The sequence below is a fragment of the Zavarzinella formosa DSM 19928 genome, assembly GCF_000255705.1.
GTDB classification, from domain to species: domain Bacteria; phylum Planctomycetota; class Planctomycetia; order Gemmatales; family Gemmataceae; genus Zavarzinella; species Zavarzinella formosa.
The window spans coordinates 188,947-200,298 of the sequence record NZ_JH636440.1; the positions used below are offsets into that span (position 1 = coordinate 188,947).

Sequence of the window (11,352 nt, forward strand, 5' to 3'; positions counted from 1 at the left end):
TTACGGACGGGGGCGGCGGGATCGCCAAACCCAAACACCGGACAGCAACACAAGAAAAGCCGCCCCGGCGAGCAGATACGGCTTCAGGCGGGAGGGAGAATCATCATCGCGAGTCGTTCGCACTTCGACGGCCTGATAATCGGCGGGCGGCGGGGTGCGATATTCGGGAACGAGCGGTGTTTGGGGAACGGGCCGTTCGCCGCTCTTCGGTTCCGGCGCATCGGCCTTCTTCGGTTGCGGGGCCGGGGTGGTTTCGACGGCCGTTGTGATTCGCGGGGCGGGGCCTTTTTCAACCTCGAAAATCTCCTCCCAATCGCCGTGGATCAGCAGGTCGATGCCGGGGTTCAGTTCCTTCACCTGGCACGAACAGGCCCGGCAGACGAATTCCATCGCTCGTTGCAGTTCGTCCGGCTTTTTCAGGTCGTCGCCGTGCAAACTGCACAACGCCCGGCCCCGGCCGTAGACCGGGAAGGCAATCGGCCCCTTCTCTTCCGGCAAACCGTCTTCGCTGTTGAGCAGCATCGCGGCCACCATCGCCTCGTCGCCGGTGCGGTTTAGCTCCACCACGTTGAAGCGGATGTCCAGCGGCAACAGGGATTTGATCTGCGGCCCCTCCATCGTCTGGATCGGCAGTGTGATCCGCTTCGCGAAATAGGGAACCTCTTTGGCCAGAAACGCCCTCGCTGCCTCATCGGCCTTGGCGTCCCCGCTGAGAAGCAGGATGATGGCGGCGGTGTCCCCCATCGTGAGGCGGCCGAACAATTTGGCCCGGCCGGGGGAAATCAACAACCCGTCCAGTTCCGGGGAGGCCAATGGCCCGGCCCACACATGCGGCGTTTTCTCGCTGGCCTCCGGGTAACGCAACACGCCATAAGGAAGCAGGATGTCCTTCGGCAGACGTTCCCAGATTTTCCGGATGTTCGGTTCGAGATTGGAAGTCAGGTCGATGGTGTTGATGAGCAGGTTAGCGGTGGCCGCGTCGTCCCGAAAGGACTTGATACGTTTCTGTTCTTCCGGCGCCGGCTGCCCCTTGTGGAAGACAACCAGTTCGTACTTCGACGGCGCCCATTTTTCGAGGGCGTAACGGAACACCGGAATGCTACACGCCCGACCTGATTGGGCGACCAGCAGGCCGGACAGAAGCACGAGGCCGAGACGCCCCATCAACTTTTCTCCGCAGAAGATTGTCATGGTCAATCATATCAGCCGGACCATCCACGCGGGCCATAGAATGTTCCTCCCCTTCACAACGGAGCATTCGATGGTTCGTCATTTAGTCGCGGCCGTGTTGGCCATAGGTTCGTTCGTCGGCGCCTCACGGGCGGAAGAACCGGCGATCACGCATTCGTTTCTCGCCACCGGCGGGGCCACCTACATCAAGGGGGGCGACGGCAAGATTCTCTGGGAATATCCCCAAGGCAGCCGCGACGGCTGGGTGTTGCCCGATGGCAGCGTGTTGCTAACGATCACCAAGAACAAGGAATTCCCCGGCGGCGGCGTGGTCCATCTGTCACGGGACAAGAATGTTCTCTTCTCCGCCAAGGGAGCGCAATCCGAGGTGAACACCGCCCAGTTGGTCGGCGACGGACGATACATGATCACCGAGGCCGGGAACGATCCCCGTATTTTGGAATTCAACAAGGACGGCAAGATCGAACTGGAAGTGAAGATCACCGCCCAGACCAAGGACCACCACCTGCAAACCCGCATGACCCGAAAGCTGCCGAACGGCAATTATCTGGTGCCGCAACTGCTGGACAAAGTCGTCCGCGAGTATGACCCCAAGGGCAAGATCGTCTGGGAAGCAAAGACGCCGCACTGGCCTTTCACGGCCATCCGTTTGCCCGACGGCAACACCCTGATCGGCTGCACGCTGGGCAACTTGGTGATCGAAGTGGACCCCAAGGGCAAAGAAGTCTGGCGCGTGACCAACGACGACCTCCCCGGCAAGCCGATCAACGACGCCTGCGGCGTGCAACGCCTGCCGAACGGCAACACCGTCATCACCAGCCACCACGCCGGGGCCAAGGATGTCAAACTGACCGAAATCACCCGCGACAAGAAAATCGTCTGGACCCACAAGGACGAAACCAAGCCGGGGATTCATCACTTCCAGATTTTGGACACAAATGGAAAAGCCTTGGAAAACACGGGGATGCGGTAAGCTGTCGCAATGCCGGTGAGCGGAGAATTTAGACCCGCGATGGCATCCTTCTCTTTTGCCTATGAGGCGGACGACTTGCCGCGAGACGGCCTTAAGTCAGGATGACGGCCGACCGATGATGAACTGCAGTGAAGTCTTTCAACCCTGTTTGATTGAACACGAACTGGCCCGCCTTTGATGTGTCGCCATCGCCTGGCCGGGAGTATCTCCGGGCGATTCGCTGGAGTCCGAGCGACATGCTGTTTTGCTCGCTACAGTACCTCGTGTTTTTCACGGGCGTGTTTGTGATTCACTGGCTTTTGCCGTGGCGGCAGGCTCGCGTCTGGCTGCTGCTCGCCGCCAGCCTGTTCTTCTATGCGAGTTGGAACGAGTGGCTGGCGCTTGTTGTCGGCGTGAGCTCAGTCATTGATTACCTGCTGGCCAGGGGAATGGACCGGTTTTCCTCGCATCGAGTGCGAAAGCTATTGCTCTTCATCAGTCTGGCAAGCAATCTGGGCCTGTTGTGTTATTTCAAGTATGCCAACTTCTTTCTTCAGTCACTGGAGGCAGCTCTGCACCGGGCCGGAGGGACGGCCTCGCTCCCCTTGCTTCGTGTGATCTTGCCAATTGGCATCTCATTTTACACATTTGAGGCCATCAATTACACGGTCGATGTGTATCGTCGGCGTATCCGGGCCGAGCGAAACCTTGCCCATTTCGTGCTTTTTATCACTTTCTTTCCCCATTTGGTCGCCGGGCCAATCGTCCGCGCCAGGGACTTCCTGCCACAAATCGCCCGGCCCAAACGATGGAGCTGGCCACGCGCGAGGCTCGGAGCGGAATACCTGATCCTGGGGTTGGTTAAAAAGCTGGCCGTGGCCGACCGAATGGCCATGATGGCCGATCCTGTTTTTGCCAATCCCGGATCATACGGAACCGCCGCCATCTGGCTTGCGGCGCTGGCCTATGCGTTGCAGATCTACTGTGACTTCTCGGGTTACACCGACATGGCCCTTGGCTCGGCTCATCTGCTCGGTTACAAACTCGCGATCAACTTTGACATGCCATACTCGGCCGCCAACGTGTCAGAGTTCTGGCGGCGGTGGCACATTTCCCTCTCCACATGGTTGCGAGATTATCTGTTCATCCCGTTGGGGGGAAGCCGGGGAAGCGAGTGGCAAACCACGCGAAATCTCATGCTCACCATGATTCTGGGAGGGCTTTGGCATGGCGCCAACTGGACCTTCATCGTCTGGGGCATGGTTCACGGCTCGCTGTTGGTCGGTCATCGTGCGTTCCGCCGATGGTGTGGCCCGAGGCCGGCGCTTCGTTCGGTTCTCGAATCAGTGCCCGGAACGGCGGTCCGGATCGCCGTGACGTTTCTGACAGTGACTTTTTGCTGGGTTCTTTTTCGGGCGACGACCTTCGAGGCGGCGTATGTGATGTTCGGTCGCATGCTGTCGTGGCGGGCCGGATTGCCGGGGCCGCTGGCCGGGGTCAGTCTGTGGTGGACGATGGCCGTCATGGCTGTGTGTCACATGGTCGCCCGTAACGGCGGCTGGCGCCGCGTGGTTTCCCGGACACCCTCCCCTGTTTTGGGATTCGGATACGCAGGTGCCCTGATGATCGCCCTGACCCTCGCGCCCGAAGGAGCCAAGGGCTTCATTTACTTTCAGTTTTAGGACGACAAATCCGTGGAATGCTCCAGGCCGATGACGAAACTCCGTTCTCGCCGACGTGACGAAGCCTCGCGGCGCGCCCGGAAGGTGTTGGGATGGCTCGCCGTCGGATTCTTGCTCGGACAAGCGTCGCTTTTCGCCGTTCTTGAGAGCATTCGCCCGGATTTGCGTGATCCGGAGTATGGAATACGGCTGTACCAACTCCGCGACCGATTGGGCGAGCGTTCAAAATCCGGACCGCTTGTCATCACGCTGGGCAGTTCTCGCACCGGGATGGGCATTCGCCCGGATGCGATGGGGGACTTGCCCGACGGGGCTGTGGTGTTCAATTATGGCATCAATTCTGGCGGGCCGCTGATCGAATTGCTGTGCCTGCGGCGAATCCTCGCCGAAGGCATTACCCCCGATCTCGTGGTGGCGGAAATTTCACCGGTCTCCCTGCGATTGGACGGAGAGGATGCCATCCGGACAGACCGGGCATATTATCTGCGCCGGACAGGTCTGGCTGATGTGGACGCCGTCTCCCGGCAAGCCGGCCGCCCAGACTTTTTCCTTGGTGAATGGACGTGGGACCAACTGACACTGTCATATTCCCAGCGGTCATTCCTCCTGGCGATCGAAGCCCGCCGGTGGCTGCCGCGAGACAGCAAGATCGACGTGCGCTGGCGGGGCGTCGATCCTCATGGTTTCCAACGGCTTCCGAACTTTGAACACCACGATGCGGTTCGTTATCAGGCCATCCTTGCCGCCTCGGAGAAATCAGTCGCCAAACACTATTCGGAGTTCCATGTCAGCCCCACGGCCGAGGCGTGCTTGCGGGAATTATTGGAAACGTGCCGCGACCAGAACATTCGGGTGGTGTTGGTCCTCATGCCCGAATCGCCGTCCCTTCGATCATGGGCCACCACAACCGTTCATGATCGAGTAAACGGCCTGCTGGACGGGTTTAAACGGGATTATCACGCGAGTGTGGTCGATTCACGAGATTGGATCACCGAAGACGGATTTGGCGACACCGAACACATGACGGTCGAAGGGGCGGGGAGATTCTCACAAAGGTTTGCCCGCGATGTTTTGACGCCGTTGCTGCAAAACCCCGCCGGAAAGTAAAAAACAAAGAATTACCGGTCGAGGACCAGGGTACTCCGCACGCTCCGCGTGCGGATAGGACTTCCCGTATGGCAGATGATGAAATGGGTCAAAGCCCCGACCGCACGCGGAGCGTGCGGAGTACTCTGGTCCCCGACAGATGGCAATGTTCGGCTCGCCAAAACATTCACCTGACCGCAATCACTCCTTCGCCTTCTTCTTCGGCTCCTTCTTACCGATGATCGTCTCAGGCGGGTCGGGGTCGGGAACCTTCAGGTCTTTTCGCAAGCGGACCAATTCAGTTTCCAGTTCTTTTTGAACGTCGGCATATTCCGGCTTGTCGAACATGCTGGTGAGTTCCTTTGGGTCCTTTTGCAGGTCGAACAGTTCCGAATAGTTAAACTCCGGGTCGTAAAAGCGAACCAGTTTATAACGATCCGTGACCACCCCGTAATGACGGGCCACATTATGAACGGCCGGGCTGTTTTCGTAATAGTGGTAATAAAAACTGGTCCGCCAGTCTTTCGGCGTCTCCCCGCGAAGCAGCAGCGTCAGGCTCCGGCCCTGCATCTCCTTGGGGATCTCAACCCCGGCGGCCTCCAAGAATGTCTCGGCGAAATCGATGTTGCTGACGATTTTGTTCGTTGTTCCACCAGGTTTGGCTGTCTTGGGCCAGCGGACCAAGAGCGGCGTTCGCAGGGATTCCTCGAAGATCCAGCGCTTATCAAACCAGCCGTGTTCCCCGAGGTAGAACCCCTGATCGGAGGCATACACCACGATGGTGTTCTCGGCGAGATTGTTGTCCTCCAGATACTTCAACACCCGGCCGACGCTTTCATCAACGGCCTTGATGCAGCCGAGATAATCATGCAGATAGCGGTTGTACCGCCATCGCACCAAGTCTTTGCCTTGCGGCTTGTTCTTCTCGAAGGCCGCGTTGCGGGGGGCATAATATTTGTCCCATTCCTTTTTCTGTTCATCGTTCATGCCGGGGGGATAAACAAACTTGGCATCCAGACGGGTGAAGGTTCTCTCCAGCGTCATGTCCTGGCTTTTCTCGGCCTTGCCCCGGCCGGAGTAATCATCAAACAGGGTTTCCGGCTCCGGGTAAACGCGGTCGTTGTCATGCCCGAGATGCCGCAGGGCGGGTGACCATTCCCGGTGCGGGGCCTTGTGCTGGCACATCAACAAGAACGGCTTCGACTTGTCGCGGTTCTTCATCCAATCCAGCGAAAGATCGGTGATGATATCCGTCGTATAGCCGGTATGATTGACTCGTTTGCCGTTGTCAATCATCGGCGGGTTGTAATAGATTCCCTGCCCCGGCAGGATGTGCCAGTAATCAAACCCAGTCGGGTCGCTAATCAAGTGCCACTTGCCGACGACGGCCGTTTGATAACCCGCTTTTTGCAACAACTTGGGAAATGTGACTTGGGCCGGGTCAAACCGGCTGTTGGTGTTGTTGTAAAACCCGTTCAGGTGGTTGTATTTGCCGGTCAGCACGCACGCCCGGCTCGGCCCGCAAATGGAATTGGGAACCAGACAACGATCAAACCGCATCCCCTCCTTCGCCAGCCGATCGATGTTCGGCGTCTCGTTCAACTTCCGGGGATCGCCATAGGCGCTGATTGCCTGATAGGCATGATCGTCCGAAAAGATAAACACAATGTTCGGCTTGTCGGCGGCCTGACCGGTCATCGCAAGGAGCAGCCAGCCGGCCAGCAGGAGGAATCGGCGCATGGAGAGCCTCGTGAAAGAGAATCAGAATCATCGTAGGGGAAACGACCTCGGAGGCGGCCCTCCAAGCCTCGCTCCCGCCGGGCGACGGCTCATTGCCGGTTCGTATTCCGATTCAACCGACTCAGAGACTCTTTGGCCTCTTCCGTGAGGCGGGCTTCCGGGGCGCCTTTGGCCAGACTTTCCAAGAGTCGTTTCGCTTCGGGGGTTGCCACCGCTTCAAGGGCTTCGACGGCCCGGACCTCGCGGAGCTCGTCCCCGGCCAAGTCGGGTCGCCTGATCTTGACGGCCGCCAGCAATTTTTCGATCCGGCCTTGCGCCTCGGCGCCGGGCTTGGCTTTCAATCCGGCCTGCAAGGCGGGGAGAGCCAGGTGCCGAAGCTTCGCCAATTCAACTCCCGCCCGTTCGCGGACGGCAAACCGGTTGTTGTCGAGTTCCGTCACCCAGCGGGCAATCGCCATCGGGTCTGTTGGCGGGGCCGGTCGCATGCGGTCTTTTAGAAAACTCACCGCATCGGTCGGATTGTTGGTCAGGATGCGGATGGCGTGATAGGCCGTCACCGAATCTCCCGCCAAATCATCCCACAAACCCTTGGGGAGAATCGACGCTTTTCTCTCCAACGGGGGCAAGACGGACACGGCCCAGAGTGTGATGGTGGTATCCCTCCCGACAACCGCCAGCGTCCGGCTGTCCGGCGAGAAAGCCATCGTGGGGCGGGCCTCGGCATTCAGCGGCCCCACCAACAGGGAGCCCGATTTTCGGGCTTCGGTCATGTCATGAAACTGGATGAGGCCGCCATTTTCGGCGACCGCCAGCATTTGGCCATCCGGCGAGAAAGCCAGTTCGGTGATTTGGGGCAGCCCGGTCGAGATGGTTCGACGATTCCCCGCGCCGGCCGTTTCCCAAAAATCGATATGTCCGCCCGCTTGCTGCATGGCAATCATCCGGCCGTCCGGCGTCACGGCCATCAAGTGGGGCTGTACGCTCCGGTGCTGACCGCCCGGCAGAGTCCGCCACAGGGCACGGGTTTGCACATCCCACAATTGGATGCCTGGCTCCCCGCCTTCTGTGGCGGCCACGATTCGCCTTCCGGCCGCAAAGCTCAGGCTGTTGACTTCATGCCCAAGAATCCCGAGCGGTCCCCGGTCCGCCCCGGTGGCCCCGTCCCTCAGTTGGATTCGGCCGCCATCGTTGCACGCCAGGATGGTCCCGTCCGGGGATAGGGCCAGAGGATGGCTGATGGACATGACGGATCGTCGGGGAAGGGGAAGGCCGGTCGCCGCCTCCGACCACCGGATGGTTGCGTTTTTGTCGGTGGAGATCAGAAAACGGCCGTCCGGCGTGAAGAACAGTCTGGTGGCGCCGCTATCGTGACCGGAGACTTGGAACAACTCCCGGCTGGTTCGCGTGTCCCACATCCGGATGGTTCGGTCCTCCCCGGCCGATGCGAGGGTCCGCCCGTCCGGAGAGAAGGCGATCGCGCAAACCGGGGCGTTGTGCCCGGCCGTGGGGTTGAGGATTTTTCCCGTGGCCGCGTCCATCAGCCGGATGTTCTGTTCGCGGCCGCCGATGGCGATTGTCTTCCCGTCCGGCGACAAGGCAACAGCGGTCAGGTGATCGGTCGCCGGGTGGGTTTGCAACTTCCGGCCGGTGGCGGTATCCCATAACGCGATGCCATTAATACTGGTCTGAACCGCCGTCTTGCCGTCTGCGGCGAAAGCGATCACGTTCCTAAAATTGCTTTCCGGAAAATTCGCGTTGCATTGATGGCGCAGTTCGCCAGTTCCCGCGTCCCACAGGCAGACAATCTGGTCCAGCCCGATGACCGCCACCATCTTGCCATCGGGGGAGAACGTGAGGCCCATCAGGGCGCCGGGTTTGCGGAGCCGCAGGCCTTCGCGGCCGGTCGCCAGATCAAGCAGGGTGATGTGGTCGTCGTTGCCCGCATACGCCAATCGGCGGCCGTCCGGAGAAAGCGCCAGCAATCGAAGGGCAAAGTTTTCCCCCGGCGAGAAGCGATGGAGTCGCTTGCCCGTCGCAGTCTCCCAGACATCGATTTCGGACCTGCCATCCTCCCCGGCCGCCACCAGCGATCCGTCGGCGGAGAGAGCCGCCACGGCGTATCGCTTTTCCTCTTCCTTGATGGCTGGCAACTCCCGCCCGTTCGCCAAATCCCATCGCCGGATCTGCGTTTTGCCGGTCCCGATCAAAATCCGCTGATCGCCCGAGAGAACAAGCGAAGAAACATCCGCTCCCGTCGACAACCGCCACTTGGCCAACCCGGTCTCCCGGTCCCAGACGATCAACTCCCGCTTGGTGCAAGAAAGAATCGTCTTCCCATCCGGCCCAAATGCGAGAAACCTGACCAACCCGTCAAGCCGCCAGCGGGCGGTCCCGAGCCGGGCGATGGCCCCTTCCGGGAGGCGGTCGCCGTATAGGTCCGTCCGAATCTCGCGTGGGGCGGGGCCGGGTTCGGCGCCGACGTCGAGGGCGATCATCATCAGTGACACAAGCGAGATGCGGAACATCAGGGCGTTCCCCCGGAGAGGCGGGCTTTCGAGTTCAGTCGGCTCAGGGATTCTTTCGCCTCTTGAGTAAGCCGGGCTTCCGGGGTGCCCGAAGCCAAGCTTTCCAAGAGTTGTCTCGCCGCCGGGGTTCCCATCGATTCGAGGATTTCGACTCCCCGGATTTCGCGGAGTTGGTCCCCGGTCGGTTCCAGCCGTCCGGCCTCTGCTTGGGCCAGTAGTTTTTCGATCCGGCTCCGGCTTTCTTCGCCGGGCTTGTTCTTCAGTCCTGCCTTCAACGCCGGAACGACCAGTTGCCGGAGCTTTGCCAGTTCGGCCCCGGCTCGTTCGCGGACGGCAAATCGATCATTGTCGAGGTCCGTCACCCAACGGGTAATCGCTTCCCGGCTTGGCGACAGGAATGGCTTGAAATGGCTTTTCAAAACAATCACCGCATCGGCCGGGCAGGCGGTCAGGGTGCGGATGGCCTGATCGGCGGTCGCCGCATGGTCCGAGGCCAAATCGTTCCACACTTCTCCGGGCCGCTTGGACAGTTTTCCCACGAGAGGCGGCAACGCGGGCGCCGGCCAGAGCATGATGGTGGCGTCGTTCCGGACGGTCGCCAGAAGGCGGCCATCCGGCGAGAAGGCGATGGCCGGGGAGGCGCCACTCTCCAGTGGGCCTGCCGACAAGAGGGGCATTTTCCGGCCCCCGGCCAGATCAAGAAACTGGATGAGGCCATCCGGTCCGGCGACGGCCAGTATTTGGCCGTCCGCCGAGAACGCCAGTTCGGCGATGTCGGCGATCTCGGTCGGGATGGTCCGGCGTTCCCCGGCGGTGGCCGTCTCCCACAGATGGACCTCGCCGCTTTTGTTGTGGGTCGCCAGCATCCGGCCGTCCGGCGTCACCGCGACCGACGACGGGGTGTTTTTCTGTTTGCCCAGATTTTCTTTCTCCAACGCGCGCCATCGGGCGAGTGTTTGCATGTCCCATAGTTGCACGCCTGATTCGGCATAATTGGCGGAGATCAGAATCCGGCCCCCGGCCGCAAAGCTCAGGCTGGTAATCAGCCCCCGGTGATTCCCGAGCAGGCCCCGGTTCTTCCCGCCGGCCCCGTCCCACAGTTGGATTTGGCCGTAATTGCCGCAGACCAGAAGGGCGCCGTCGGGGGAGACGGCCAGCGCATGACTGGCGAACAGGTCGGATTGTTGGCGGACGGGGCGCCCGGTCGCGGCTTCCGACCACTGGATGACTCCCTCGCCGTCGGCCGAGATGAGGGTCCGGCCGTCCGGTGTGAAGACAAGACGGAAGGTGCCGTTCTTGTGATCCGGAATGTGGATCAACTCCCGGCTGGTTCGCGTGTCCCACACTCGAACAGTCCGGTCTTCCCCGGCCGATGCGAGTGTTCGCCCATCCGGGGCGAAGGCGATCCCGCAGACCGGGCCTTCGTGTCCGGCTGTTGTGTTGAGAAGTTTTCCCGTCGCGACATCTGCCAGCCGGATGGTCCGCCCGCCGGCCGCCAGCGTCCGCCCGTCCCGCGAGAAGGCGGCCGTCAGATTGTCGGGGACGGACAGGGTTTTCAACTTCCGGCCGGTGGCGGTCTCGCATAACACAATGGCCGCGTCGCCGATGACGGCCACTATCCGGCCATCCGGGGAAAAGGCGATGTCGTTGCCGGGAAGACGCTGGAGCGCTGTCCGGTCACGCAGTTCGCCGGTCTCGGCATCCCACAAATGAAGCGTGTACCCCGAGCGGAGGGCGGCCACGGTCTTGCCGTCCGGAGAGAACAGGAGGGCCGTCGGCATGCTGGCGTCGGCGAGCGGTTTGCCCGCGCGGCCGGTCGCCAGATCGAACACCGAAATTTTGTTGAGGCTGGTCGCAAACGCCAGTCGTCGGCCGTCCGGGGAGAAGGCCGCCACTCGCTTGCCGACACCGCCGGCCGTGAGGCGATGAATGGCCCTTCCGGTTGCGGCGTCCCAAACGTGAACACTCATGGTGTCTTCTTCAAATGCCACCACCAGTGATCCATCGGAGGAAACCGCTGGCGCCGAATAGTGTTTCCCCTCTTCTCCGAGAGGGGACAGTTCTCGGCCATCCGACACATTCCAGCGTTTGACCCACCTTGGCCCGGTCCCGATGAGCGTTTGTTGGTCGGCCGAGAGTGTGATCGCCGAAATATCCGCGCCCGCCGTCACCCGCC

At 60.9% G+C, this 11,352-nt stretch carries 7 protein-coding genes; 3 read left to right on the plus strand and 4 right to left on the minus strand.

The window, feature by feature from the left end:
- A complete protein-coding gene (locus BGIM_RS0111450) occupies window positions 1-1,164 on the minus strand; it encodes a hypothetical protein (RefSeq protein WP_020469916.1) in 1,164 nt (387 codons plus the stop codon).
- A 97-nt stretch (window positions 1,165-1,261) separates the two neighbouring features.
- Here BGIM_RS0111450 and BGIM_RS0111455 point away from each other — a divergent pair, with 97 nt between their 5' ends.
- The 3 genes from BGIM_RS0111455 (at window position 1,262) to BGIM_RS0111465 (ending at window position 4,932) form a co-directional block, all read left to right on the plus strand.
- Window positions 1,262-2,164, plus strand: a complete 903-nt coding sequence (locus tag BGIM_RS0111455) for a beta-propeller domain-containing protein (RefSeq protein ID WP_040889007.1) — start codon at window positions 1,262-1,264, stop codon at window positions 2,162-2,164.
- A gap of 236 nt (window positions 2,165-2,400) precedes the next feature.
- A complete protein-coding gene (locus BGIM_RS0111460; RefSeq protein WP_020469919.1) occupies window positions 2,401-3,825 on the plus strand; it encodes an MBOAT family O-acyltransferase in 1,425 nt (474 codons plus the stop codon).
- A 30-nt stretch (window positions 3,826-3,855) separates the two neighbouring features.
- The gene (locus tag BGIM_RS0111465) at window positions 3,856-4,932 is read left to right on the plus strand and encodes a hypothetical protein (protein WP_020469920.1); all 1,077 of its coding nucleotides are present in this window, start codon (window positions 3,856-3,858) and stop codon (window positions 4,930-4,932) included.
- A 180-nt stretch (window positions 4,933-5,112) separates the two neighbouring features.
- Here BGIM_RS0111465 and BGIM_RS0111470 read toward each other — a convergent pair whose 3' ends face one another.
- The 3 genes from BGIM_RS0111470 to BGIM_RS49920 all read right to left on the minus strand — a co-directional run.
- Complete coding sequence (locus BGIM_RS0111470; protein ID WP_020469921.1) at window positions 5,113-6,651, minus strand: sulfatase family protein; 1,539 nt, start codon at window positions 6,649-6,651, stop codon at window positions 5,113-5,115.
- 89 nt (window positions 6,652-6,740) lie between these two features.
- A complete protein-coding gene (locus tag BGIM_RS0111475) occupies window positions 6,741-9,176 on the minus strand; it encodes a WD40 repeat domain-containing protein (RefSeq protein ID WP_020469922.1) in 2,436 nt (811 codons plus the stop codon).
- Window positions 9,176-11,352: WD40 repeat domain-containing protein (locus BGIM_RS49920; RefSeq protein WP_238537605.1), on the minus strand; the 2,177-nt coding region annotated here is incomplete at its 5' end. The genes BGIM_RS0111475 and BGIM_RS49920, both read right to left, overlap by 1 nt.

Bases quoted from the DNA above. Each gene is read 5' to 3' on its own strand.
- BGIM_RS0111450 (WP_020469916.1), bottom strand. From the start codon at position 1,164: ATGGGGCGTCTCGGCCTCGTGCTTCTGTCCGGCCTGCTGGTCGCCCAA.
- BGIM_RS0111460 (WP_020469919.1), top strand. From the start codon at position 2,401: ATGCTGTTTTGCTCGCTACAGTACCTCGTGTTTTTCACGGGCGTGTTT.
- BGIM_RS0111470 (WP_020469921.1), bottom strand. From the start codon at position 6,651: ATGCGCCGATTCCTCCTGCTGGCCGGCTGGCTGCTCCTTGCGATGACC.
- BGIM_RS0111455 (WP_040889007.1), top strand. From the start codon at position 1,262: ATGGTTCGTCATTTAGTCGCGGCCGTGTTGGCCATAGGTTCGTTCGTC.
- BGIM_RS0111465 (WP_020469920.1), top strand. From the start codon at position 3,856: ATGACGAAACTCCGTTCTCGCCGACGTGACGAAGCCTCGCGGCGCGCC.
- BGIM_RS0111475 (WP_020469922.1), bottom strand. From the start codon at position 9,176: ATGTTCCGCATCTCGCTTGTGTCACTGATGATGATCGCCCTCGACGTC.